The following is a 26,880-nucleotide window of genomic DNA, read 5'->3' as shown; positions in this document are numbered from 1 at the left end:
CCATTGTTAACGAGGCAGGTAATACCGAGGATCGATGATAAGGACCCATAGGATAGGCTCAATCATCGATTCTCGATATTCCGCGCCCAAGTTCACGGTCGCAGGCGCTGAACAGCGCCTGAACGTCTTGTCTCTTGTCCACGTTTCCCTGCACCGCGATGGCGCGGCCGCCCGCGGCCTTGCAGGCCTCGACGACTTCGGACGCAGCGGCGGTGTCTGAGAAGTAGTTTATTCAGACATCGTAGCCTTCGGCGGCGAACAGCCAAGCCATTGCGGCAGCGATGCCGTGGCTCGCGCCCGTTACGATCAAAATCGATCTCACGAACTGACCTCCTCGCTCATTCTCTGAGGGTTCACAGCCTAGAAGGCTGCCTCAAGAATCGCAGCGTAGTCTTCCTTGTTCAGCGGACGAGGATTGGTGGGATGGCTGTGATCTGCAAGGGCTCGCTCACAAACCCAATCGATGACCTGTCGGGTCACGCCCAACTCGGACAGTCTGGGCGTAATTCCCAACCTACGGTTCAACTCGTCCAGTGCGTCCGCGAGCGTGGTCCTTTCAAGTTCCGCCAGCCTCTCGAGGTGGCTGACCTTCTTGGCCACGGCTTCAATTTCCACGTTCCACCGAAGGACGATCGGCATTAGGATGGCGTTGAGAGTTCCGTGATGAAGCTTCGCGTCCTTGAGGCCGCCCAGTGCATGGCTGAGGGCATGGACGGCCCCGAGACCCTTCTGGAACGTCATGCCCCCTTCGAGGGCGCCCATCATCAGCTCGGTCCGCGCCTCCGCGTTGGCGCCATCTGCATAGGCGATAGGCAGAGCCTTCCAGATGCGTTTGAAACCGTCGGTGGCAATCGCCTCGGCAGGCGGATTGTAGCGCGGGGAAAGGTATGTCTCGATGCAATGCGACAGCGCGTCGAGCCCTGTCGCGGCCGTCAGACCCGGAGGAAGCCCCATCGTCAATGCCGGGTCGCAGACCGCCCTGCGTGGGATCAGGAACGGACTGATGAAACCAAGCTTCCGGCCGTCATCCAGCGTGATGAGCGCCGCGCGCCCGACTTCGGAACCGGTCCCGGCCGTTGTCGGGATGGCCACGAGCGGCGCCACGGCGCTTGTGATGCGTGCCACGCCGCCGAGGATCGCCGCGTACCGCTCGAGCTCGCCCTCATGCGTGGCCAGCAGCGCCACGCCCTTGGCCAGATCGATCGGAGAGCCCCCGCCGATCGCCACCACGCCGTCGCAGCCACCTTGCCTGTATAGCTGGAGACCAGCGGCTACCGCGCGCTCCGTCGGGTTGGTGGGGACGTCCAGGAAAACCGGCGCCGTCTTCAGGAATGCGAAGCCCGGACGATCCAGCAGGCCGGCAGCCTTGATGCCATGGTCGCTGATCACCAGCGGGTGCGATACGCCGAACTCGCGCAGTATATCTGCCAATGAATCGGACGATCCAAGTCCGAAATTGATGTTTGTAAGGTAAGTTATAGTATCCACGTTGCCACTCTCCTTGATATTCCACCCACCTGCACCGCTGCAGCTACCGTCTGACATTCGACACGTTTCAAGCAACCGCCGCACACGAACACGCGGCCGCGTCACTATCTCGTCCATATATTGGGCATAATGCCCAAACATCTGTAGACGGAACATTACGCTTGTCAAGCTCCACCTTCTGGTTGCGTTGCGATGTCCACCTTGACAGGGAGGGCACGTGTGCCTATTGACAAATAGTGGACATAATGACCACAATCTGGTCAAACGGGTTGACCGTCGGAAAATAGGCAGCGACCGTCGACTTGTCTTTCGTGGGGGAAATTGACCGGCGGAGCTGCGAATTTGCGGCCCCAGGGCTTGTTCGACGTCCAGACAGACGATGCAACGCGCAACAGGAGACCATCTCTCCAATGGGACGGTCATCATGCCTGTGCTCCCGCATCTGGCCCATTGTGCAAATTCAGAGTTCTGATGCGTGATAACCAGCGGTTGATATGTGGCAAATCGCATCAGCAGTGACATACCTGCAACGGAAGGAAGAGCCTTGTCGAAATCCGCCGCCACCGTGCTGATACCTGGTTGGATGCACGAACATGCCCGGCGCATGCTCGGAACGCATTGCAACCTAGTCGAAATCCCCGATTGCGACCTACAAGGCCACCTGTCCCAAGAGGTTCGGACTTCGATTCGTGGCGTAGCCTGTCGCGCCAGAATCGATCGGCAGTTCATCGACGCCCTTCCCAACCTCGAAATCATCGCAAGCTACGGCGTCGGTTATGACGCGGTGGATGCCGCCTATGCAAACACCAGAAACATCGTCGTCACGAATACCCCTGATGTCCTGAACGAGGAGGTCGCCGATCTTACACTGGGGCTGCTTATCAGCGTCATCCGGGAGATACCCCAAGCCACGACCTTCGTTCGCGAGGGCCGATGGAAATCCTCGGAGTATCCGCTCAGCCGGCTGACGCTGCGCAACCGCAAGGTCGGCATCTACGGGATGGGGCGGATCGGGCGCTGCATCGCCCGGCGGATCGAAGCATTCGGACTTCCCGTCTCCTATTACAGCCGGCGCCCGGCGGTCGGAGTGGCATACGACTACTTTCCCTCGCTGGTCGGACTCGCCAGCGCTGTTGACGTGCTCATCTCCATCGTTCCCGGCGACCCTTCGACCGCGAAGAGCGTGAATGCCGAGGTGCTGTCCGCGCTTGGGCCTGACGGCGTGTTCATCAATGTGGGTCGCGGAACCGTGGTTGACGAGGACGCGCTGATCTTTGCTCTGCGTACAGGAACCATCGCGGCGGCCGGTCTCGACGTACTAGCGGATGAACCCAATGTCTCCGACGACATGCTGGCGCTCGATAACCTGACGATCCTGCCGCACATCGGTTCGGCGTCGGTCAGCACGCGCACCGCAATGGCGGACCTGGTGGCACAGAACGTCATCGCCTGGTTTGAGAGTGGAGCGGCGATAACGCCCGTGCAATAGCCGAAATTCGGGCTGCCGCCGAGGTCTCTACGTCCTCAACCGAAGGCGTCAGCCATGACGTTAACCCAACAGGAAGCATCTGATCGCCGGGTTCGGAAGTGCGGCAGTAAGGCGTTGACAATCCGTTAATTGTCTGCCCATCATATGTCATTGGACATCGTGCCCATATTATAGACTTTATGATCGGTCGGCTCTTGGGAGGGTTGGGTCAAAGTCGCGATGTTTCCATCGATCAAGCATATTGAGGAGGAGGAACTGTCATGAATTTATGGAAGAATGGATTGATCATGGCGGCCGCGCTGGCGATCGGGGCGGTATCGGGAACCGGCGCGCTGGCACAGACCGTATTCACCTGGACGCCTAAGCCGGTGGCGCTGGCTCCATACAAGGCGCCGAACAAGCCGCGCACGACCATCGCCGAAGTCCGCGCCAAGATTTCTCCCGCCAACCAGTCCAAGACCTGGCACGAGCAGGTCGTCAGCGACGCGCACCTGCAGGCTTCGTGGGTGCAGTTGGCGGTCGGTGACCAGTCGCCGGCCATGTTCATATCGGACACCCGAGCGGCCTTCATCGTCTGGGAGGGCGAGGTCGAGTTCACGATCGGGAATACGACGGCTACCGCGAACACGTTCGTCGCCACCAAGGGCTCCATGGTCCAGGTGCCCGCGCGCACGCAGTTCCAGATGAAGAATGTCGGCGCGGTGCCATCCCTGACTTTCGAGGTTTTCACCGCGGATGCGAGGATCACCTACCCGGAGGCATCGTCCACCCTGCCGAAGCCGCAGTCGGGCTTCACCTGGCAATTGACGCGGCAGGATCCGGGAGCGGAGGCTCTTAGCAACTATTCCACGAACGGCACTGCACTGGTGACCAACGTGCAGCACAGGAATTTCGTCGCTCAGCCCGGTGCGTTCCAGTTCGTGACCTCTCCTGGCCTGTTCGTGAACGCAATCCGCGGCCAGGCGTTCAACTGCAATATGCAGCCCCCCACGGCGCTCGGCCACAGGCACATCAACTATGGTGAGTTCTGGTTCATCATGGAAGGCCAGATCCAGTACAACCTCGAAGGTGTGGACCCCTTCGTCTCGGAAGTTGGTGATATCGTCTATGTCCCGGCCGGCCGCTGGCATTCTGCAGCGAACTATTGCCCGGGGAACGACACGCGGATTGCCATTAATCCCTTCCCAGCCGGCACGCATAACTGGCCGCCGACTCCGTCGCAGCCCAATCCGCCGGTACCCCCGATCTCGGGCAAGGGCTGGCTCGATTGAGCTTGCCGATGGCCCGTCCTCATCGAGGGCGGGCCGCTGGTCCCGTCCACCTGCGCAGAAGTCGCACGCGTCGTCCGGCGCAGCGCTCAACGCGGTCATCAACTCAGCAGCATACCTTTCGCTTCGATGGTTAAGGGTGAAAGTTCGTATTGCCGGTCCTGTTCCTTCGATTGGTGACAGTTCCTGCATCCTGGTTCGTGTGAACCATTCTTTGGGAGGAGAAACTTATGAAAGCATTGCTTCTAACTGCAGCACTTCTGGGAGGCTTTTTGGCCGCCGCTCCGGCCATGGCTCAGAATCCGCGCCTGGGCTATGTGCCTACAGAAGACCATCCGGTCGGACAGGCTTCGCGCCATTTTGCGAAGCTGGTGGAAGAAAAGACCGGCGGGCGCATTAAGATCGATACTTTCGGCAACGGCGTGCTCGGCAGTGAGCCCGAGATGCAGGCGTCGGTGCAGGCGGGCTTTATCGACATCATGGTCGGGCCTACGCCGAACTTGGTTGGCGTCGTTCCGCAGTTTATGGTCTACGACCTTCCGTTCTTCTACAGGGACTTCGCCGCGGCGGATGCCGTCATGGACGGCGCGGTCGGCGAGCAGCTGTTTGCAAGGCTGCAAGAGAAGACCGGCATTGTTGGTCTAGCCTGGTGGGACAATGGCTTCCGCCACATGACCAACAAGGTTCGCCCCATAAACACGGTGAAGGATATGGCCGGGATCAACATCCGCGTCATTCCCAACCCGTTGTTCATTGCGACCTGGACGGCTTTGGGGACCAATCCGACGCCGCTTCCCTGGCCTGAGCTTTACAGTGCCCTCGAAAATGGCGCCGTCGATGCCCAGGAGACGCCGTACGCTCTGATCGATACCGCAAGGTTCTACGAGGTGCAGAAATATCTGGCCAAGACGGGTCACGTCTATACGCCGTTTGTTCTTCTCGCGAGCAAGAAGTGGTTCGGAAGCTTGTCCGACCAGGACAAGGCACGCGTCATGGAAGCTGCGAAGGAATCGGCAGCTTTCCAGCGTGATATTTCCCGCAAGGCGGCAGACACCCTGGAAGGGGCGCTCGAGAAGAAGGGTTTCCAGATTACCCGCCCCACGCCTGAGGCGATCGCAGCCATGGCCGAGCGCGTTGCTCCCGTGGTGAAAGAGTACAGCGAAAAGATCGGGGTTGACCTGGTCGAGCAAGCGCGCTCGGCCATGGCTACAGTTGCCAAGTAAAGGTCATCTCGTGGAGCCGGAGCTTGGTTCGCCTGCTCCGGCGAAACTTCAGAAGGACAGTGCGTCTGATCTGGTTCGAAGCCGCAGCCAGTGCGCGTGCAGGGTTCGTCGCAGACGACACGGTTCAAACATGGACGTTGCTCCTGCGCTCCAGGCCGGCGGCGTCCGGGTGCATCGCCACCTCTGAAACCTCAGTTGGGGATACTCAAGATCATGAAAAAGAACGCTCTCTTCTCATCGAAGCGTTTCGCTTCGACACTACTAGGCGCGACGGCCATGACGTTGGTGTCCGCGCCGACCTGGGCCGATGACAACTTCGCAAACGTCTCCCAGTCGGGCAGCGGCAACTCCAGCATGGTGTCGCAGGCAGCCGGCGACGACAACGAAGTCGGCACCGCGATGAATGCGGCCAGCCAGAACGGTTCGGGCAACAGTTTCGACATTGAACAGTCTGGCAATGGCAACCAGGTGGGTACCCGCGGTACCGGCCTCGACCAGATCGGCAACGACAATCTACTGGTCATCAACCAGTTTTCCGATGGCAACCGCGTCAACCAGATCAATCAGAGCAGCGGAACCGGCTCGGGGACGCTGAACAGCGCAACCGTCACCCAGCAGACCGCTCCGGGCGGGCTTGCAGGCGAGTCCACGGTCACCGCAATCACACAGACGCATGTCTCGGGTGCTGCCAACATTGCGGACATCACCCAGACCAGCGAAGGCGCGGGCGGCAACATCATCGGCCTCGGCGCTGCCGATTCCGTTAGTGGGGGAGTGAGCCAGACTGGCGGCGGCAACGAGGCCATCCTGAGCCAGACCGGTGAAGGCAACCGCATCGGCACCTCGCTCCAGAACGGCCAGGGCAATGCGACGGCCATCAGCCAGAACGGCAACGGCAACGCGATCGACAGCTCACAGGTCGGCGATGGCAACATCGCGGACGCGTCGCAGGTCGGCAACTCCAACGGCAATGCCGGTTTCGGCTCCTTCGTCGCCACCAGGTCCTCGGTCACGCAGGGCCTGCTCAAGCAGGCGGGCAACGGCAATAGCCTGCAGATCGACATCATCGGCGACGACAACCAGTCCGGCATCGACCAGTCCGGCGACTATAATGAGGTGACTGTGCGGGTGACCGGCGACGCCAACGAGGTCGCGGTGGGCCAGGCAGGCGATGGCAATATCGGCGAGATCGCGATCGGAGACCGGAGCTTCGGCAGCGACGGGAACCTCGTGGTCTTGAACCAGGATACCAGCTCCTTGTACGGCAATGAAGCTGAGATCCTCGTCGATGGAGACGACAACGAGGTTTCCGTCAGCCAGCTCGGCGTGGTCGGGTATAACGAGAGCTCCGTCGATATTCAGGGCGACGCGAATGAGATCGCGGTCGACCAGAACGACAGCCATGTGGGCAATGTGCTCATCGTTGGAAACGACAATGCCGCAACGGTCGTTCAGGAGGGCGCCGTCAACAACGCGCTGGTCGAGATCTACGGCAACGACAACGGCTTCGAAATCGACCAGGACGGCACCTATAACGAGGCGGCAGCGCGGGCGACCGGCGACGGGAACGAGGTGACCCTGGACCAGATCGGCGGCACGAATATCGGTCAGATAGTGATTGGCGACCGGTCCGTCAGCGACGACAACGTGGTGAACTTGGCGCAGAACAGTGGGCTCTCGCTCGGCAACAACGCCGAAATCCTCGTCGATGGAAGCGCCAACGAGATCACCGTCGACCAACTCGGCGTGTTCGGCGGCGACTACGGCAATAACCTGCTCGTCGACATCTACGGCGACCAGAACAACCTGGCGGTCGGCCAGGACGGCCGCAATAACGGCACAGTGCTCGTCACCGGCGAGCTCAACGGCGTCTCGCTCGATCAGAACGACTCGGACAACAACGCTTACGTCGAAATCCTCGGAAACGGCAACCAGCTTGGCATTGCCCAGTCCGGCACGTTGAACGACGCGCAGGCGCTGGTGATCGGCAACGACAATAAGGCGCTGATCGACCAGATCGGCAACTTCAATACGGTCAACATAAGCTTCCAGGGGGATTCGAACGGCGGTGGCAGCATGACCGGTGCTGCGGGACTGCTGGTCAGCACCTCTGGCGGTCAGCTCGTGGCGGGCAGGGCGCTTCAGGACTCGTCCTCGTCGCTGTTGGGCAATAGCCTGACCTATCACGTCGTCGGCAATATGAACCAGTTCGCCTTCGCCCAGATCGGCGGCGGCAACTCCATCACCGGCCTGGTCGGCAATACCGGCGCCTCCAATGGAAACCAGGCTGCAGTGTTGCAGAGCGGTTCGAACAACGTGACGTCATTCACTCAGGATGGCAGCGGTTCGAACAACCTCTCCGTCTCGCAGTAACCACGACCGGCCGGTCGCGAAATCGGCCGGCCCACCTCTCCGAGCGACATTCAACCGCGTGACAGGAGTTACGGGATGACATTCAAGCTGACATTAGCGACCACCACGGCGGTCGGGCTTCTCATCGGGACGGCACTCGCAGGCAGCGAGAACGAGGCCTATATCGACCAGATCGGCAGCGGCAACTCCGCTTCCATCGTCCAGGGCCAGTCCAACGGCTCGGCCGTCGGCAACAGGGCCGGTTATACGACCCAACGGATCCGGCAGGACGGTACCAACAACGAGCTGATCATCAACCAGACGCATAATTCGAGCGTCAACAGCCCACCGCGCAACCAGATCAACCGGGCAGGAGCGCCGGGCGACCAGGCGGGCCTTGGCATCGACCAGATCGGAAACGCCAACTATCTGCGAATCGACCAGAGCGGCGCCAACCAGGCCGTTTTCGAGGTGCAGCAGAATGGCGGCACGTCTGCGACGACCTCTTCCAACAACGCAACGATCACCCAGGACGGCGGCTGGTCGGCGCGCGTCTCCAATCTGCGGCAGACCTTCACCGGCGGCGCCGCGGACGGTTCCAACGACGTCATCATCAACCAGACCGGCCAGTCCTCACGCGTGGGCAACACCAGCAGCGGCCCACGCAATGACGGCAGTGGCGCGCACCAGACCGGCTTCGGCAACCAGCTGACCATCAACCAGACCGGCAATTCCCAGCTTGTCTACACGGCGACGCAGACCAATAGCGCCTCAAGCGGCGGCACGAACATCGCCTCGGTGACGCAGGGCGGCGGCGATGGCAACCAGATCCGCGAACTGAGCCAGGTCAACACTGGCTTGCAGGACAACACTGCGACGCTGACATTCTCCGGGAACGGCAATGGTGCGATCTCCGGTCCCCTGACGGGGCCTGCCCTCGGAGTAGGTGTGGCTCAGTCGCGCATTCGCCAGACCGGGGAAGGCAACGACCTAAGCTATGTCGCGACCGGCGACGGCAACCTGTTCGGCTTCGTCCAGTACGGAGTGAGTAACTGGATCGTCGGTACAGTGGACGGAAGCGGCAATCAGATCGCGGTATCGCAGGACGGCGACGTCAACAGCGCCGAACTCGATATCCTGGGAGACGGTAACCAGTTCGGCATTTCCCAGATTGGCGAGGGGAACGAGGCGTTGGCGTTTGCGAACGGCAACGCCAACGAACTCGCGCTGAGCCAGATAGGAATCGCCAATCTCGGCGAGATCTGGGTCGGGCACCGGATCCCCGGCAGCAGCGACAACGTGGTGGTCCTGAACCAGGACAGCCTCGCCTCGTTTGGCAATGTTGGCGAGATCTACGTTGACGGGAACGCCAACACGGCTTCGCTCGACCAGCTGGGCGTGATCGGTAGCAACTACGGGACCGTCGACATCCTCGGCAACGAGAACGACGTGGCGGTCGACCAGAACGGCAGCAATGAGGGCGAGGTGTCTGTCACCGGAAACCTCAACGTCGTGTCGCTCGACCAGGACAGCCTCGCCTCGTCCGGCAACGAGGCCGGGATCATCATCGATGGAAACGGCAACACGGTGTCCCTCGCCCAGCTCGGCTCGAACACGGCGGCTGTCGATATTCAGGGCGACGCGAACGACGTGGCGGTCGACCAGAACGGCAGCAACCAGGGCGACGTATTCATCATCGGAGCCGGCAACGCCGCAACGCTCGACCAAGAGGGCGACTTCAACAGCGCCCTGATCGAGATGTACGGGGATGGCAACGACTTCGACGTCGATCAGAACGGCACCTTCAACGATGCGGTGGCGCAGGCGAACGGCAATGCCAACCAGGTCACGCTGAGCCAGACAGGAGACGTGAATACCGGCTCCATCATGATTGGAAGCTCGACCCCCGGCAGCGACGACAATGTGGTGGTCCTGAGCCAGGACAGCCTCGTCTCGTTCGGCAATGTCGGCGAGGTCTACGTCGATGGAAACGCCAACACGATTTCCGTCGACCAGGTCGGAACGAATGAGGCCGCCGTGTCCGTCAACGGAAACCTCAACGCCGTTACGGCGCTGCAACTTGGCAGCGTCGGTCTGAACAGCCTTACAGCCACGATCGACGGAAGCAGCAACGTCCTCAATGTATCCCAGACGAACTCGGCAGTGTTCGGGGCGGCACTGAACTCGATCACGGTCGGCATTCACGGTAACAGCAACAACTCCGCGGCGGCCTTCTCGACGGGATGGTCGTCCGCCACAGTGGCCGGTGGCCTGCTGGCGCCTGGCGATCTTGTCCAGTTGGGCACCGGGAATTCCATCGCGCTGCAGGTCGGGTCAGCTCTGTCGCCGAATTCCAACGACAACCAGTTCGCCTTCGCGCAGCTCGGCGACGGCAACACGATCGACGGGTCGATCATGGGAACCGGCAACGAGGTTGCGGTCGTCCAGGCGGGGAACGGCAACGCCGCGTCGTTCAGTCAAATCGGAAACTCAAACAGCATCGGCATCTCGCAGTAGGGTTGCCGGGCAGCCCGCCCTCACTGCCCGTGAAAAAGGCAGTGAGGGCGGGCGCGGGCACATTGGCTGTCTTGACATGCCGTTCCGGGAAAAACGGCAGGGAAGAGGAAACAGTGCCCGCAAGTGTTTGCAGGAAACGCCGTTATGGTGTGTCTCATTGGTAAGGTAAGGGGAAAAGGGATAATGAAGAGTACTTGCTCGGCGCTTCTGGCCGGTAGCGTTTTCCTGGCCGCCGCGAGCGGTTTGGCCGCTCAGGATATGATCTACACTCCGATCAATCCCTCTTTCGGTGGCAACGCGCTGAACTCGTCTCACCTGATGGGCCTGGCCAACGCCCAGCGTACAGCCACGGCGCGCACCCCTCCCGCGGATACGAAGCCGACGGATCCAGGCTCGAGCTCCAGCGACGCGGACCTCTTCGTCCGCCAGCTCCAGAGCCGCCTGCTCTCGGCGCTCGCAAGCCAGGTTACCGAGGCGATCTTCGGCGAGAATCCGCAGGATTCGGGTACTGTCACATTCGGCGACACGACCGTCACGTTCGAGCGGAGCCTCGATTCGATCCGGCTGATCATTACCGACCCGACAGGCGTCACCGAGATCGTGGTACCCGTGCTGGTGACAGCCAACAACGGTCTGAATGCCCGAATGCAGAGCGGAGGCGCCCTCGGATCGAGCAACGGTCTTTCCGGCGGATTGAACACCGGCGCCCTGAGCGGCGAGCTCACGACGAGCACATCGCTCAGCCCGCAGCTCAATTGATTTCGACGCGGAACGTATCAGTGCGGGCAGCGGCATCACGGGAGGGCGACATGCCGAAAGGCCGGCGCTTTGGGACAACAATCTTAAAGGCAGCCTTGGTAGGCGTACTGGTGTCTGTGCTTGGCGGATGCGTGGCGGTGCCGACAGAAGGCGTTCTACAGCCAGTTTACACGCCTGTGACGAAGCAAAGCCACAGCCTGCGCACGATCCCGGCTCCGTCGAAGCGGATTACCGTCGCCGTCTACGATTTCCCCGACCTTACCGGCCAGTACAAGGAACGCGAAAACATCCAGACCCTGTCGCGGGCTGTCACCCAAGGCGGCGCTCCGATGCTGATCAAGGCGTTGCAGGATGCTGGCGAGAAACGCTGGTTCACGGTGCTCGACCGCGCTCGTCTAGACGACCTTCTCAAGGAACGGCAGATCGTCACCGAGATGCGGCGGCTCTACCGCAACGAGCAGCGTATCGACGCGCGCGTCCTGCCGCCGCTCGATCACGCGGGCATCATTCTCCAGGGCGGAATCACCGGTTACGATACCAACACCATGACGGGCGGCATCGGCGCGCGCTATCTGGGCATCGGCGGCGATGCGAAATGGCAGCAGGACACCGTGACCGTCACGCTGCGAGCCGTCTCGACGAACACGGGCGAGGTGTTGTCCAGCGTCACTGTCCACAAGATGATCGCCTCCCACGCGCTTCAGGGCGGTGCGTTCCGCTACATAGCCCTCGACAAGATCCTCGAGGCTGAGGCTGGCATCACCCAGAACGAGCCCAAGCAGATCGCCGTGCAGCAGGCCATCGAGAAGGCGGTGATGGGCATAATCATCGAGGGCGCCGAACTCGGTGTGTGGTCGTTCGAGAACCGGGATGCGGGGCGCGAGGTGATCGCCGACTATCGCAACGAGAAGTACGGCGCCAAGCTGACCGCGGCCGCTGAAATCGTACCACCGCCCAAGACTCGCAACGCCGCGGACGTCGTCGAGACGACAGCCGCTGCGCCGCGTCGCCCGACTCCGGTCTCGGCGCCCGCACCGGTGGCTCCGCCTCCCGCAGTGCCGGACGAAACGGTCGGCTCGCTTGAGCCGGGCGTGGACGGGTTTGTTCCCGAGGCTTCGCCCGCGGTCGCCGCCGCAGCAACGGCGCCAGACCTTGCCGCGACACCGAAGGCGGTCCGGCAAGGTGACCATGTGGCCTCGATAGTGCTTAAGCGATGACGGTGCTGTTCGGATCGACCGTTGGTTGACATGGACCCATGCGATCACGGCTGTGCAATGCAGTCTAGCTGAAACGCAACGCACCAGGCCGGCCGACTAAAGGCCATAGGGCGGGGCCCATGATCCGAGAAGCAATTGGCCTCTGGCCATTTTGCTTGTCGTGCAGGTGATGCGACGCTGGTGCCAAGGTCGGCAATGGCATATCATTCCCGGCAATGAGGTCTGGATCGGCGAGACCGGCATAACCAACTCCATCATCATTGCCTAAGAGCGCTACCGGGCCAGCGTTGGCCAGGCCGACGCGACGAAGATGTCGCAGTTGGCTCAAGCGGGCTCCGCCGCCGCCCCGTTCGCACGCCAGAACGTTCTCTTCGGTCCGACCGGCAAAAGCGACTTTGCTTCGACTTTTATCGAACCCGCGGCCCGAATATTAATCCGCACTTACGACGATCTCCCTATGTCACAAGGAGACCGTCACAATGAAACTGCGTTTTGTCCTTGTTGTCGGCGTCCTGGCGTCGGCACCCGCCCAGGCCAGTAGCGAACTGGTCATCCTGCATCAGGACAGGCCGTCCAATTCGCTTGTGCTCGACGTGAACGGCAGCTTCAATGCGGTGTCCGGTCTCCAGGTCCACAACGGTCTCGGCGCGGCGAACATGATCCACCTCGACATCGAGGGCGATTTCAACGGCGGCCCGCATGGGGCGTCCTTTGCAGGAGTGGCCCTCTCGGTTGGCCTGATACCCGGTTCGATCACCCAGAGCGGAAGCGATAACCACATCACCGCCAGCGTCACCGGGAGCCACAATCTCTTCGCTTTCTCACAGGAGGGCAGCGGCAACCGGCTTACAGCCTCGATTTCAGGCATGGCAAACCAGGTTGTCGTTACCCAAACCGGAAAAAATAACGTCGTGGGGTTTTCACAGCTCGGGATCGGCAATATGTTCAGCGTCTCGCAGACGTCTTGGTGAGGTTTCTAGGAGAGGGGTTGTTCGCATGGTCGGCAAATCCAAGGCTATATTGACCGGCATCCTCTTCTTCGGTGCCTTTCCAGCTTTTGCTGGCGACAACAACGTCCTAAAGATCATCCAGACCAGCCCTCCTGGCGCGCTCGAGGGCAACAGCCTGTCATCAGACCAGTCGCAGGCCACCGGCTCGCTTGTCGCCGGCCCGACGCAGCAGATGATCGAAAAGGCGCTCGCCGGTGCGCTTGATGTCGGCGACCTGTACCGGATGGACCAGGTGACCGCGCCGTCTGCGCTTCAGACAGGCCAGGGCAACACCGCGACGCTGACCATCGAAGGCGGCGTTGGTCAGTTGCTTCTTCTCCAGGACAATTCGGCTGGCGGGACGTTGGGCAATTCGGCTCAGTTGAGCGCATTTGGAGCCGATTCCCTTGGCGCCGTCCTGCAGATCGGCGATGGCAACGATGCATCGCTGACCGTCGGCGGTGGCGCGACCGGCCTGATCGTGCAGAACGGCAGCGGCAATGCCAACTCACTGACCGTGGGTCCTGGCGGGAGCGGCGAGATAATCCAGAACGGCAACGGCAACACCTTCTCCACGTCGGTGGCTGCCAACACCTCCGTGACCATCACGCAGAACGGCAACAATCTGAGCCCGGCCGGCGTGACAGGCATGCAGGTGTTCTCGACGGCGCCGGGAACGGTTGCAATCGCCCAGACCAGTTTCTAGCGACGCGTCGATGCGCCACGCAGCCGCACTCGTTATGGGTCTTGCTGCCGCCTGCGGTGCCACCGACGCGGTGGCGCAGGACGGAGGCGCCGTTGCGGTCCCCTCCATCGCCATCATGCCCACGGAGGCCGGTGTTCAGATCACCGCATCGGCAGTCGGCTTTGACGTTGCCGAGATCGAGGGCTCGGTTGAGATCGACCGTACCGGCCACTCGGGAACAGTGACCACGCGCCAGAACCGCACGCTGAATCTCTCTGCCGGCCAATCCCAGGACATAGCCAGGACCGCGCTGTCTCTTGGCAAGGGCGACCGCATTTCCGTCAGGGTGGTTCTCCGGCATGGCGGCAGGGTCGTCGGCAAGGCTGAGGTTTCGTCGGGCGAGCCCTGGGACCAGTCGTTGCGCCCCTAATCCCCTTTCGTACTCCCCGGGGCTGCCGCTTCGTTTTTGGTGAAACCTCCAACGACTGCTATAGAAATCGCGACGCGTCACTTGACAAACCTCTCCCTGATTTTCCACTTTTCCATAACGGAGGGGAGTCATGAAAATAGCGAGATTTTTGACGGTCATGTTTTCCGTGGCCGGCGCGTTGTCGCTGGCCACGATGGTGCGGGCGCAATCCGTAGACCAGTTCATCCAAGCATTCAACGGCAGCTGGCAACTCGTCGATGCCCGCTACTCCAACCCTCCGTCGACCTGCAATATGGTGCTCGACTCGAAAGCTGATGCAAACGGCCGCTTCGCTGTCGAGGGACGGGGCTGCCGCGGCGAGGCCGCTCTGGTCAAATCCTGGGGCATCAGCGAGGGTCAGATGACCCTGTTCAATGCCGCCGGCGCGGTGATCGCCCGTCTTGGCGGCAGTCAGCGGCGGATTAGCGGAACAAGTGCATCGGGCTCTCCGTTGATCTTAGAGAAGGTAGGTGTTGCCGGCACTGCGGCCATGCTCGAGGCTGCCAGGCGGGCCGGCGGCTGCTTCTATTCGGGCTTTACCAGCAAGTGTGTGGATGCGCCACAAGCCGCGCCTCCCGCGGCCGAACGCGCCAGCGTGCAGGTCGTAGTCAACCTGAACGTCCGTGCCGAGGCGCGCGACGACGCCGAGGTGGTCGGCGTGGTGCCGAGGCAAACCTGCGTCACCACCGAACTGTGCTTGATGGCGACCGACGGCGCTTGGTGCCGCGCCAAGTTCGGCGAGAGGACCGGTTGGATACGAAAGCTGGCCTTGCGCCAGAACCGCTGGGCCATCGTCACCTTCGAAAACTCTTGTCCCAAGCAGGGCAGTTAAGCTTTCGGTTCAGTGGACAACTGTTCCCATCAGGGGAGTCGGAACAAGAGCAGTGCGAAATCGTACGCTGAAGGGCTCTGTGGGAATCTCTACAATAATACCCGCTGAGATTTTTGGTCTGGCGACTTCCTTGATACGATTTTGGCCCTGCAGGCCGCCAATGACGCCGACGAAGATGCAGTCGAGATGGTAAATCGGAAGGTCGGTTGGCATAGGCTGCCGCAGATCAAGCCTGGTCTCGAGGCGATGGTGGAAAGCAGTGACGCTTTGCCTTTGGTGCTGGCCGCTGAGCGGCATGGGAATATCCGCAAGTTCACCGGAGCTTTCCTTCAGGCGTTCACGTTCCACTGGCGTCGCCGGCACGATCCGCTGCTCGCGGCGATCGCGACTTTGAAAAATGCTTTATGTGGAAGGGCGTCGCATCTTGCCGGATCGCGTGCCCGTCGGTCCATTTGGGCGCGAGCGAGAAAAAAGTTGATCGTCGAGGATGGAAAGCCGGATCGGCGGCTTTACGAAATCGCGACGCTTACGCATTTGCGGGACCGACTGAATTCGCGAGACATCTGGGTCGAGGGTAGCCGGTCATTCCGGCCGATAGACGAACATCTCATGCCAAAACCGGCCTTTGTCACCCCAGAGCGCGGCGAGCTCTCGGTGTGTTTTGTTCTGGAGTTGAATGGGGTTGATGGTGCATGTGCTTGCGAGCTTGACAATGGGACATGATGAGAATACACATCTTTGGGCAGATTGTCCATATTGTAGTCAAATTGCCGTTTCGGTTATTGCCGCGTGATCGAGGAGGATCAAAGGCAACTCGTGTGTTCCGAATGTGAACGCATCGGGCCACCCATACCTTCCGCGAGAGGGGCCGGGGATTTGTGTAGGGAGAGGGAGTAGATGACAAAAAAAGGCTACTGGGTTGCAATGGTCGATATTGCAGACCATGAGGGGTACAAGCAATACATTGCCTTGAACAAGGCAGCGTTCGACAAATACGGGGCGGCCTTCGTCGTTCGCGCGGGAACGAGCCAGGTCATGGAAGGCCCACACGCGAACCGCCTGGCAGTCATCGAGTTCAAGGACTACGAGACCGCCCTCGCTTGCTACAATTCTCCCGAGTATCAGACGGCGATCAAGGCCCGCGAGAAGCATGCCAAGGTACATCTGGCTGTGGTGGAAGGCGTCTGACACCGCAAGCTTTGCCCGAGACCTCTGCCATGCCGGTTTGAGGGATCATCGTCTCTACCCCTTGCGCGCTGATCGACCGCATCAGCAGGGCCTGCCTTCATCAGCGGCCGGGTGTCGCGCCCGGCCGGCAGCTGGAAGCCCGGCTGACGGTCGCCCGATCCTTGTCAGAGTGCGGCGAAGGCCGTCGCAGGCGCGCACAACCTTCTGGGAGCAGTCATGTCTTCTCCGTTGCGGTGGCTATTCAAGGCTTTCGACGTCTTCGTCGTCGCCGGCATGGTCGTCATCAGCCTCCTGATCTTTACGAATGTCGTGCTGCGCTATGGCTTCAGCTCGGGCATTCCGTTTGCCGTCGAAGTATCCCGTGTAGTCCTCGTCTGGGTCATCTTCATGGGATCCGTGGTGGCGCTGGCCAAGGGCGCGCATCTCGGCGTCGAGTCTTTGGTCGTCAGGTTGCCTCGAGGGGCGCGCTTCGTCTGCTTCCTTCTTTCATACGGCCTGATGCTGTGGTGCTGCTGGCTCTTGGGGGTGGGCAGCTGGGCACTCACCGTCATCGAGTGGGGCAACGTCCAGGCGCTGTCGGGAATTCCCGTGGGCGCCATCTACGCCGCAGGGCTCGCCGCGGCCATCCTGATGGCGCTGATTCTCCTGCTTGATCTCTGGCGCTCGCTGCGCGGCATCCTGCCCGCCCCCTGGTCGGGGGTGGAGCATGTCGAGCCGCTGCCCGTCGTGCCCCCCGCGCTTATTTCGGAGAAAGCACCGTGAGCGGTTTGGTCTTTATCGTTTCCCTCCTTGGTGCGATGGGCATCGGGGTCCCCATCGCCTTCGCTCTGATGCTGTCGGGCATCGCGATGATGATGCTGATGGGTAATCTGGATGCACAGATTCTGGCGCAGCGGCTGGTCAATGGCGCTGACAGCTATCCGCTGATGGCGATCCCGTTCTTTCTCATTGCCGGCGAGCTCATGAACGCCGGCGGCCTCTCCCGCCGCATCGTCAGCGTGGCGTTGGCGTTTGTCGGTCACCTGCGTGGCGGCCTCGGTTACGTGGTCATCGGTACGGGCCTGGTGCTTGCCAGCGTCTCCGGCTCCGCAATCGCGGATACAGCGACGCTCGCGGTCATGCTGGTCCCCCTGATGCGGGATGCGGGCTATCATATGGGTCGAGCCTCGGGCCTGATGTCGGCTACAGGCATTATCGCCCCTGTGATCCCGCCGTCTGTCGGGTTCATCATCCTGGGCGTCACCGCAAACATTTCCATCGTCGGCCTGTTCTTCGCCGGAATCGTGCCAGGGCTCCTAATGGGGGTGAGCCTCATGGCCGCCTGGTGGTTCCTCTCCAAAAAGGAAGCGACGGCGATCCGGCCCAAAATACCGCGCAGGGACCTCCCGAAGACCATCATGACCGCCGGTTGGGCGTTGATGATGCCGGCGATCATCCTGGCCGGACTACGGTTCGGCATCTTCACCCCGACCGAGGCCGGCGTCGTTGCCGCCGCCTATGCGCTGTTCGTCGGGCTGTTTGTCTATCGGGAGCTCACACCGCGGCTGCTCTATGACGCGCTGCTCGCCGCCGGGCGCTTGACGGCAGTGATCATGCTGTTGGTGGCTGCCTCCATGATCTCCGGCTTCATGCTGACGATTTCCAACATGCCCGCCCAGCTCGTCAGTCTTCTCGGTCCATTCATCGACTCGCCGGTCTTGCTGATGGGCATGATCGTTCTGGCCGTCTTCATCGTCGGTACGGCGCTCGATTTCGCACCCTGCATAACCATTCTGGTGCCCATCCTCATGCCGATCGTCAAGGCCGCCGGTATCGACCCGGTCTATTTCGGGGTCATCTTCATGATGGTCAACGCGGTCGGAATGATCACCCCTCCCGTCGGGACGGTCCTCAACACAGTCTGCGGCGTCAGCGGCGTTTCAATGGAGGAGGCGACAAAGGGTGCCATGCCTTACCTTGCGGCCCAGATGACCCTCATCGTGCTCCTCGTCCTCTTCCCCGCCCTGGTCACCGTGCCAGCACGATGGCTCCATTGAAACCCAAATCAATCCGGAGAAGGTGGGCTGACATTTGACAACGGCTTTTCCGCATATGGACACAGGGTTCCGACAAGAATGGTGACGGGACCTGATAGCACCATGACGCCGTAGCCGGGCGGGATGGTAATGGCCTGATCAAGTACAGCGGTCCGAACGCTTCGTTCACAGACATCAGCCGCAGACGGTCGCTTTCAGCGCGCATGCTGGCGGAAGCCTGCCGCCATGCGTGATTGGATCGCCGTGCCGGCGGCCGCGGCACCGGTAAATTTGCCCGCGCTAGTAAGCACGAGGAACGGCAAGCGGTGGCGTTTGTAGCTGACGGAGGAAATCGGCGCCGGCTTGATCTGTGACCCCAGAGCCGAGGGTAACTTAATACGAGATCTTCGCTCTGCCTTAACACTTGACATCAAGCAAGGCCGATGTCTATCAATAATACGGACAAATTGTCCATATTGTGGTTACTCATTGTCGAGTTGATTGACTTGGGAGGCAAGATCAGGCGGCGTTGACATGCAGCGTCATTCCCCAGGCTTTCGTGGCACCCATACGGTCCGAAACGTGGGCGACGCTGAACCAAGGCATGGCGCCGGATCGGCAGGGGGCTGATCCGGCGTCTCCAGGCTCGAAAACAAGAAAGCTCCTTGAATGGCGACGACAAAGACAAAACTCCGCTCGCGCGAGTGGTTCGACAATCCGGCCGATCCCGGCATGACGGCGCTTTATTTGGAGCGATACCTGAACTTCGGGCTGACGCGCGAAGAACTGCAGTCCGGAAAGCCGCTCATCGGCATCGCCCAGACGGGCTCGGACCTGTCACCCTGCAACCGGCATCATATCGAGCTCGCCAAACGCGTGCGCGAGGGTATTGTGGCCGCCGGCGGCATTCCCTTTGAATTCCCGGTCCACCCGATCCAAGAGACAGGTAAGCGGCCTACCGCCGCGCTCGACCGCAACCTCGCCTATCTCGGCCTCGTAGAGTTGCTTTATGGCTATCCGCTGGATGGCGTCGTGCTGACCATCGGCTGCGACAAGACCACGCCTGCCATGCTGATGGCGGCGGCCACCGCCAACATTCCAGCCATAGCGCTGTCCGTCGGCCCGATGCTGAACGGCTGGCACAAGGGCGAACGCACCGGCTCAGGCACAATCGTCTGGAAGGCTCGCGAGATGCTGGCCGCAGGCGAGATCGACACGACCGGCTTCATGGATCTCGTAGCTTCCTCCGCGCCATCGGTCGGCTACTGCAACACCATGGGCACGGCAACCACCATGAACAGCCTCGCCGAGGCGCTCGGCATGCAGCTTCCAGGCTCGGCCGCTATCCCCGCTCCCTATCGCGAGCGCGGCCAGATCGCCTACCAAACCGGCAAGCGCATCGTCGACATGGTGCATGAGGACCTGAAGCCCTCCGACATCATGACGCGGGAAGCCTTTGAGAACGCCATCGTCGTGAACTCGGCGATCGGAGGTTCCACCAACGCCCCGATCCACTTGAACGCCATCGCCCGCCATCTCGGCGTGCCGCTCGCCAACGACGACTGGCAGAAGATCGGTCATCACGTGCCATTACTGGTCAATCTCCAGCCGGCCGGTGAATATCTGGGCGAGGACTATCACCATGCCGGCGGCGTGCCGGCGGTGGTGGCGGAGTTGATCAAGGCGGGCCTTTTGCCGCATCCAGACGCGAAGACTGTCAACGGCCGCCCCATCGGTGAGAACTGTGCGACGGTGGAAAATCTCAATTCCCAAGTGATCCGCCCGGTCGCGAGCCCGCTCAAGAAGGACGCCGGCTTCATCAATATGAAAGGCAATCTCTTCGACAGCGCCATCATGAAGACCAGCGTCATCTCCGCCGAGTTCCGCGACCGCTATCTGTCGAACCCGGACGATCCCGATGCCTTCGAGGGCAGGGCTGTCGTCTTCGACGGGCCAGAGGATTATCACGCCCGTATCGACGATCCGGCCGAAGGCATCGACGAGCACACGATCCTGTTCATGCGCGGCGCCGGTCCGGTCGGCTACCCAGGCGGCGCCGAGGTCGTCAACATGCAGCCGCCGGCCTACCTCATCCGCAGGGGCATCCATTCGCTGCCCTGCATCGGCGACGGCAGGCAGTCCGGTACGTCGGGGTCGCCATCGATCCTCAACGCATCGCCGGAGGCGGCGGCCGGGGGTGGCCTTGCGCTGCTGCGTACGGGTGACCGGGTACGCATCGACCTGCGCAAGGGCACCGCCGACATCCTCGTGTCGGACGACGAGATCAAGCGCCGTCGCGTCGACCTGCAAAACCAGGGCGGCTATGCATATCCGGAGCATCAGACACCCTGGCAGGAGATACAGCGGTCAATGATCGGCCAGTTGTCCGAGGGAATGGTTCTGAAGCCGGCGGTCAAGTACCAGCGGGTGGCCCAGGAAAAAGGCGTACCAAGAAACAACCATTGAGCGGGCGAACCACCGCTTTCCCCTGTCGAACGTCATGGCTGAACCGTGGAAGGTGACGCACAGAAAGAAGTAAGTCATGCCCGTAAGCGCACCCTTCGCCATCCTATTCCCGACCGTATACAGGAGCATACAAGACAGCGCCTGAGTGAGCGCTTCGAAGTGAATTCCAGGTCACGGGAAATCTTACACGCCTTGGAGCGAAGAGCGCTTTCCATCCGCGGAATTTCGAGCAGCACGCGTGAAAGATCGCCATGGGGCCAGAGAAGGATTTCACTGACAGGACTGGCGGTCTGGTCTCGATCTCGAGCTCGGGGACATTTTCGAACAATGTGATCTTGTCTGCCGAATGCTTTCCTTGGACTTCCTGCGCCAACCATTTGCTGCGCGACATAGCTAACACCAATCGTCTCCAGGATTTTCGTTTACTCGCTGACCCACCACTAACCGAGAGATTTGCGATATGTTGGAACTGCACAGAAACCTCATCGACGGCGAATGGGTTGGGACCGACGCAGTCGAGAACATTAATCCGTCCAATGTCAACGACGTGGTGGGGGTATATGCCCGCGCTTCGGAAGAGGACACCAAGCGGGCGATTGCTGCCGCGAAGGCGGCGTTTCCGGCCTGGTCGCGTACAGGCATTCTCGATCGTCACGCCATCCTGCGCAAGACCGCCGATGAGATCCTGGCCCGCAAGCAGGAACTGGGCGAACTGCTAAGCCGCGAGGAAGGCAAGTCCCTGCCGGAAGGCATAGGCGAGGTGACCCGCGCCGGCCAGATCTTCGATTTCTTTGCAGGCGAGGTGCTGCGCCTCGCTGGCGAGATCTTGCCGTCCGTCCGTCCGGGCCTGGGTGTCGAAATCACCCGCGAACCGCTGGGCGTCATCGGCATCATTACGCCGTGGAATTTCCCCATAGCCATTCCTTCCTGGAAGATCGCGCCGGCTTTGGCTTATGGCAATACCGTTGTCGTCAAGCCGGCTGATCTCGTGCCAGGCTCAACTTGGGCGATTGTCGATATTCTGGCGCGCGCCGGCTTGCCCAAAGGCGTGCTGAACCTTGTGATGGGCAGGGGATCGGTGGTTGGCCAGACCATGGTCGACAGCAAGGACGTGACCGCGATCAGCTTCACGGGCTCGGTGGCTACGGGCAGGCGCATCGCCGCCGCTTCGATCGAGCACAACCGCAAGTTCCAGCTGGAAATGGGCGGCAAGAACCCGACCGTCGTGCTGGACGATGCGGACCTCAAGGTGGCCGTTGAATCGGTGGCGCAGTCGGCATTCTTCTCGACCGGCCAGCGCTGCACCGCGACCTCTCGCGTCATCGTCACCGAAGGCATCCACGACGAATTCGTAAAGGCCTTGGCCGAGCGCACCCGAAATCTGCGCGTCGGCGATGCGCTGGACAAGGACACTGAGATTGGCCCCGTGGTCGATCCCAGCCAACTCAGCCAGGACATTGATTATATTGAGATCGGCAAGGCAGAGGGCGCTAGGCTGGTATCCGGCGGTGAGCGCGTGAAGAGGAACAATGAGGGCTATTTCCTGCAGCCGGCGCTGTTTACGGAAGCCACGAACGCCATGCGCATTGCCCGCGAGGAAATCTTCGGGCCTGTGGCGGCCGTGATCAGGGTCAAGGACTATGAAGAAGCGCTGATAACCGCCAACGACACCGATTTCGGCCTCTCGGCCGGCATCGTCACCACTTCGCTGAAATATGCGACGCACTTCAAGCGCAACTCCGAAGCGGGCATGGTAATGGTCAATGTGCCGACCGCCGGAGTTGACTTCCATGTTCCCTTCGGTGGTCGCAAGGGTTCAAGCTATGGCCCGCGCGAGCAGGGCAAATATGCGGCGGAGTTCTTCACCGTGGTGAAGACCAGCTACACACTGGCTGGTTGATGGGCGAAAGCCGCCAACAGGTTCCATGCCCGAGGGAGAGGGAGTTCAGCACCCGCATGAGGTCCGAAAAAACGATCTACAACAGATCTGACAGACGGCCTGACGCGGGGTCTGGCGAGCGTCATCGCCATCGCCCAAAAGTGTGGGAACTTTCAGCACTGGCGCGTCGGTCAGGCTTGAAGCTTTACCGGAGATTAGACGATAGTCGAAAGCTGTGTGCTAATATCCTTGGCTGCCCGAACAACAAGGCCTGCAATGTGCGCATGCCGCCGAGCATCCAGTCGGTATACCGGGACGCTTATACTAATGGCCCCGATAGGCTCGCCGGACCTGTTGAAAATGGGGCTCCCGACACAACGGATATCGGGTTCGTTCTCTTCGTTGTCCTCTGCGTAGCCTTGGGAGCGCGACTTGATCAGCTCTTTGCGCAGCAAGTCAGGTTCGGTGAAAGTGTTCTCAGTATGCCGCTTGAGCGTCAGTTCAGAGAGAACCTGATTGAGGCGATCCTCGGTGAGGCCCGAGAGCCACGCCTTGCCTACGGAGGTCGAGTGTAGCTCGACCTGGCCACCGATACTGGTCTTCATCTGGACCCTGTTCGAGCCCTCGATCTTGTCGATATAGACCATCTTATTCGAGCTAGGCACGGCAAGATGCACGACCTCGTCCGTTGCATCGCGTAGCGAGATCAGCGAATCGCGCGCTATTGTGCGCAGATCCGAATTTTCCCACGTTTTGTACGCAAGCTGGATCAGGCGCGGCCCAAGGCGGTACGTACCGTCATCTCGCCATTGGATCACCAAGCCTTCTGCAACGAGGGCGGCCACAAGACGGTAAACTGTCCCACGCGGATAAGGCGTGTCCTTGATCAGTTGAGCAATATCGATGCCGCGCGGAGCATCCGCGATCGTCTGCAAGACTGTCATGAACTTGGAGAACGCAGCAGCACCCTGAACTTGGCTGCCGCCGCGAGCGGCATCTCCGTCCAGAGCTAATTTTCCAGCCATTTGAACCTCCATCCGGACCTTGACATCAGCGTACCCTTCAATTAGCAGTAGCATGAACAAAATGTCCATACTGTAGGCATAATTGTCTGCGTACTAGGAAGGACAATAAGTGTCTATATCAGCCAGCAGCGAATGTAACCATCTGGGCACACTGTCGCAGCAGCCTGTGCGGCGCTGATTTATAAAGTGTGCAGTCTTTCGGACATTGCCAATGGAGGAATATGCGTGGCTAAAAAGGGTTATTGGCTCGACAATGGTCGATATTGCTAATTAAGAGGAGTATAAAGATTGCATTGCGTTGAACAAGGCTGCCTTCGATAAGTATGATGCCAAATTCATCGTCCGCGCAGCAGAAGCGGAATAATGGAAGGTCCAGCGGCCAACCGTCTCGCCGTGATTAAGTTCGCAGATTTCGAAACTGCGATGGCCTGATACGTCTCCCGAATACCAGAAAGCACTGGAAGTCCGCGAGAAATATTCTGAGGCGCATTTCACTGTTGTGGAGTGTGTCTAATGCGTCTTTCGTGCCAGCGGTTAGCCACACTTAAAAAGCGAGTTCATGAAGGCGCTGCTCCCGTGGTTGCCCAGTTTGTAGGCCAGATCGACCCCGACTTGATCGAAAAGGCCCGCGCAGCCATGAGTGCTGTAGCCACTTAGTCACAAACCGCCGGAGTCAGGTCGCTGGCGCCGGCATTCTATGAGTGAGACAATGCGACTAATCCAGTTTATCGGCCCGGATGATTCTCGCGCCGTTGGTCTTGTTGACCGTAGCTCAGTGCGCCAGGTGAACGGTCCCAATAGCATTCGTGAACTGGCATTGAAGGCCATTTCTGCAGGGTGCTCCATTGAGGATGAAGTCCAGCAGAACGGTTTGGGCGCGTCGCATGATTATGACCAGTTAATCGCGGGCAGGAAAGTGCTGCCGCCGCTCGATCACCCTGACGATGCCCATGTGATGATTGCCGGCACGGGACTGACCCATATCGGTAGTGCCTCGTCGCGCTCGAAAATGCACGAGAAGGCTTCAACCGGTGACGAGTCCGACATGAACGAAACCATGCGTATGTTCAGATGGGGCCTCGACGGCGGTAAGCCTGCCAGCGGTAACGCCGGTGTGCAGCCGGAATGGTTTTACAAGGGCGACGGCTCGATCGTCGTATCCCCGGGAGGGGCGCTGAATGTACCGGATTTCGCCGACGATGTAGGCGACGAGCCAGAAATCGTCGGTCTTTATGTCATTGGCGATGACAATCGCCCCTATCGCATTGGCTTTTCCATCGGCAATGAAGTCACTGACCATGTAATGGAAAAGAAGAACTACCTCTATCTGGCACACGCAAAGTTGCGGCAGTGCGCTTTTGGTCCGGAGGTCTTCGTTGGCCAACTGCCGGAGAGCATTGAGGGAACGGCACGAATATTGCGCGGTGGCGAGACGATCTGGGAAAAGCCTTTCCCAACCGGTGAAGCCAACATGTCTCACTCGATCGAAAACATCGAGTTTCATCACTTCAAGTACAACCAGCTGCTGCGCTCCGGCGACGTCCACGCGATTTTCCTGGGTACCGCCGTGGCGTCGTTTAGTGACGGGATTAAGGTCAAAGTAGGCGATGTGTTCGAAATCGACATTCCGCTGTTCGGCCGTCCATTGGTCAATGCAACGCGGGTCAGCAAGACGCTGGTTCAGCCCGGTGCGATCAAGTCGCTCTAAGTGTCTGAATCATAATGATATGCGTATTTTTAAGGTCTTACAAACCTTCTGGTGAGGAGGCGGATATCGGCGATGAAGGCCCATGCCTCGGCGGATGAGATGTTTCGCTCGAAGTCTTTGGCGATCTCCTGCATCGGCCGAGTTAGGCGAATGTTCATTCCACCACCCATTGGTGCGGCAAGACCTCGAAACTTTGATGTTGTCCGATCGCTTGATGATTTCCAGCGTGAACTTGCCGACCTTTCGCAGTGCGCCTTTCAACTTCGGCCCGGCATAGCGCCATCGGCAAGGACATGGCGCAACCACGGCCAGCGTTGGAGGATGGATTTCAGGACCGCCGGCGCGCCGTCGGATGACGAGGCCGACCAGCAGGCCGAGCGTGTCGACGAAGATATAGCACTTGCGTCCCATGACCTTCTTGCCGGCGTCAAAACGGCGTATTCCACCGCTTTCGGTGGTCTCAACCGATTAGCTGTCAAAAGCGCCACCCTTGGAGATGCCTCGCGGCCTTCCCTTCCGCGCCGCCATCACGGCGCAGGGCTGCCTGATTGAGGACAAGGTTCCCCAGAAACTCATTGATGCCCTTGCCGGCGAGAAGGCCGGCAGATCAGGATCTATACGGTCGAAGACAAGAACATTGACAATTGACATTACTTTGCCAACGACCGGCGCCAAGCCGTATGGCGGCCAGCCGAATACACATTGACCGCGAAAGGCCGTGTCGCGCCTGAGTGCGCGCACGAGTGCGGCTTTATACTACACACTGCCCCTTCCCAATTTAATGAGAACGGCTCCCGGCCCAAGTGAATAGCCCCGAGATTTGTAGACGCCTTCTTTCTTAATTTTGAGGCAAGAAGAGCATCATGAGCAAATCAAATTCAGTGAAGAGTTTAAGCGTGAGGCGGTACGCCAGATCACGGAGCGAGGCTATCCGGTTGCGGATGTTTCGCAGCGTCTCGGCGTCGGCCAGCATTCACTCTACGAATGGAAGAAGAAGTTTGCGGCGTCGAACGCCAAGGGCGACGACGAGGCTGAGGAGATCAGGCGGCTGAAGAAGGAAGTGGCTCGCGTCACCGAGGAACGCAACCTCCTTAAAAAAGCGGCCGCGTATTTCGCCAGGGATGCAAAGCGAAGTACGCGTTCATTGCTCTGCATCGCTTGCAGTTTCCGGTGCGAACGATGTGCCGTCTTCTGCGGGTTCATCCCAGCGGATTTTACACCTGGCTGAAGAACCCGCTGAGCAGGCGAGCCAACGAGGACAAACGACAGACCGATCTGCTTTTGAAGGCATGGGAAGAGAGCGGCAAGGTC

19 protein-coding genes and 3 pseudogenes are annotated in these 26,880 nt (G+C 60.3%); 19 read left to right on the top strand and 3 right to left on the bottom strand.

Features of this window, described 5'->3' with window-relative positions; all coding sequences use genetic code 11:
• Positions 1-360: 360 nt before the first annotated feature.
• A complete protein-coding gene (locus tag DMO26_RS31470; RefSeq protein ID WP_226951482.1) occupies positions 361-1,488 on the bottom strand; it encodes an iron-containing alcohol dehydrogenase in 1,128 nt (375 codons plus the stop codon).
• Positions 1,489-2,032: 544 nt separating this feature from the next.
• Here DMO26_RS31470 and DMO26_RS31465 point away from each other — a divergent pair.
• The 17 genes and pseudogenes from DMO26_RS31465 to DMO26_RS31385 all read left to right on the top strand — a co-directional run bounded on the left by DMO26_RS31465 (position 2,033) and on the right by DMO26_RS31385 (position 22,857).
• Positions 2,033-2,977 (top strand): 2-hydroxyacid dehydrogenase, encoded by a 945-nt coding sequence (locus DMO26_RS31465; RefSeq protein ID WP_404947101.1) that lies wholly within the window; start codon positions 2,033-2,035, stop codon positions 2,975-2,977.
• A 260-nt stretch (positions 2,978-3,237) separates the two neighbouring features.
• Positions 3,238-4,248 carry a cupin domain-containing protein gene (locus DMO26_RS31460; RefSeq protein ID WP_117196243.1) on the top strand — a complete coding sequence of 337 codons (1,011 nt, stop codon included), beginning with the start codon at positions 3,238-3,240 and terminating at the stop codon, positions 4,246-4,248.
• Positions 4,249-4,475: 227 nt separating this feature from the next.
• Positions 4,476-5,468: a TRAP transporter substrate-binding protein gene (locus tag DMO26_RS31455; RefSeq protein WP_117196242.1), complete on the top strand. Its 993-nt coding sequence runs from the start codon at positions 4,476-4,478 to the stop codon at positions 5,466-5,468.
• 213 nt (positions 5,469-5,681) lie between these two features.
• Positions 5,682-7,841 (top strand): beta strand repeat-containing protein, encoded by a 2,160-nt coding sequence (locus DMO26_RS31450; protein WP_117196241.1) that lies wholly within the window; start codon positions 5,682-5,684, stop codon positions 7,839-7,841.
• A gap of 75 nt (positions 7,842-7,916) precedes the next feature.
• Positions 7,917-10,337 (top strand): beta strand repeat-containing protein, encoded by a 2,421-nt coding sequence (locus DMO26_RS31445; RefSeq protein ID WP_117196255.1) that lies wholly within the window; start codon positions 7,917-7,919, stop codon positions 10,335-10,337.
• Positions 10,338-10,520: 183 nt separating this feature from the next.
• Entirely contained in the window at positions 10,521-11,096 is a 576-nt protein-coding gene (locus DMO26_RS31440) for a curli assembly protein CsgF (RefSeq protein WP_117196240.1), read from the top strand.
• 50 nt (positions 11,097-11,146) lie between these two features.
• Positions 11,147-12,313 (top strand): CsgG/HfaB family protein, encoded by a 1,167-nt coding sequence (locus tag DMO26_RS31435; RefSeq protein WP_117196239.1) that lies wholly within the window; start codon positions 11,147-11,149, stop codon positions 12,311-12,313.
• 479 nt (positions 12,314-12,792) lie between these two features.
• Positions 12,793-13,284, top strand: coding sequence for a hypothetical protein (locus DMO26_RS31430; protein WP_117196238.1), 492 nt, complete (start codon positions 12,793-12,795; stop codon positions 13,282-13,284).
• Between the two features lie 49 nt (positions 13,285-13,333).
• Positions 13,334-14,008 (top strand): hypothetical protein, encoded by a 675-nt coding sequence (locus tag DMO26_RS31425; protein ID WP_205421289.1) that lies wholly within the window; start codon positions 13,334-13,336, stop codon positions 14,006-14,008.
• A gap of 10 nt (positions 14,009-14,018) precedes the next feature.
• Positions 14,019-14,417, top strand: a complete 399-nt coding sequence (csgH, locus tag DMO26_RS31420; protein WP_117196236.1) for a curli-like amyloid fiber formation chaperone CsgH — start codon at positions 14,019-14,021, stop codon at positions 14,415-14,417.
• A 130-nt stretch (positions 14,418-14,547) separates the two neighbouring features.
• Complete coding sequence (locus DMO26_RS31415) at positions 14,548-15,288, top strand: AprI/Inh family metalloprotease inhibitor (RefSeq protein ID WP_117196235.1); 741 nt, start codon at positions 14,548-14,550, stop codon at positions 15,286-15,288.
• Positions 15,289-15,414: 126 nt separating this feature from the next.
• Positions 15,415-15,918 (top strand): annotated as a pseudogene (locus tag DMO26_RS31410) (Tn3 family transposase); the annotation flags it as partial.
• A gap of 267 nt (positions 15,919-16,185) precedes the next feature.
• Complete coding sequence (locus DMO26_RS31405; protein ID WP_117196234.1) at positions 16,186-16,476, top strand: DUF1330 domain-containing protein; 291 nt, start codon at positions 16,186-16,188, stop codon at positions 16,474-16,476.
• Positions 16,477-16,692: 216 nt separating this feature from the next.
• Complete coding sequence (locus DMO26_RS31400; RefSeq protein WP_117196233.1) at positions 16,693-17,238, top strand: TRAP transporter small permease; 546 nt, start codon at positions 16,693-16,695, stop codon at positions 17,236-17,238.
• Entirely contained in the window at positions 17,235-18,512 is a 1,278-nt protein-coding gene (locus DMO26_RS31395; RefSeq protein ID WP_117196232.1) for a TRAP transporter large permease, read from the top strand. Before DMO26_RS31400 ends, DMO26_RS31395 begins: the two co-directional genes overlap by 4 nt.
• 648 nt (positions 18,513-19,160) lie before the next feature.
• The gene (locus tag DMO26_RS31390) at positions 19,161-20,957 is read left to right on the top strand and encodes an IlvD/Edd family dehydratase (RefSeq protein ID WP_117196231.1); all 1,797 of its coding nucleotides are present in this window, start codon (positions 19,161-19,163) and stop codon (positions 20,955-20,957) included.
• A 463-nt stretch (positions 20,958-21,420) separates the two neighbouring features.
• Positions 21,421-22,857, top strand: coding sequence for an aldehyde dehydrogenase family protein (locus DMO26_RS31385; RefSeq protein WP_117196254.1), 1,437 nt, complete (start codon positions 21,421-21,423; stop codon positions 22,855-22,857).
• A gap of 194 nt (positions 22,858-23,051) precedes the next feature.
• Here DMO26_RS31385 and DMO26_RS31380 read toward each other — a convergent pair whose 3' ends face one another.
• Positions 23,052-23,861: an IclR family transcriptional regulator gene (locus DMO26_RS31380; RefSeq protein WP_162895151.1), complete on the bottom strand. Its 810-nt coding sequence runs from the start codon at positions 23,859-23,861 to the stop codon at positions 23,052-23,054.
• Positions 23,862-24,570: 709 nt separating this feature from the next.
• Here DMO26_RS31380 and araD1 point away from each other — a divergent pair.
• Entirely contained in the window at positions 24,571-25,569 is a 999-nt protein-coding gene (gene araD1 / locus DMO26_RS31370) for an AraD1 family protein (RefSeq protein WP_117196253.1), read from the top strand.
• A 29-nt stretch (positions 25,570-25,598) separates the two neighbouring features.
• Here araD1 and DMO26_RS31365 read toward each other — a convergent pair.
• A pseudogene (locus tag DMO26_RS31365) lies at positions 25,599-26,090 on the bottom strand (transposase); the annotation flags it as partial.
• A gap of 350 nt (positions 26,091-26,440) precedes the next feature.
• Between DMO26_RS31365 and DMO26_RS31360 the strand changes: the two are divergent.
• Positions 26,441-26,880, top strand: a pseudogene (locus DMO26_RS31360) (transposase); the annotation flags it as partial.

Source organism: Rhizobium terrae (assembly GCF_003425685.1).
Classification (GTDB): domain Bacteria; phylum Pseudomonadota; class Alphaproteobacteria; order Rhizobiales; family Rhizobiaceae; genus Neorhizobium; species Neorhizobium terrae.
This window is presented reverse-complemented; position numbering and strand designations above follow the sequence as displayed.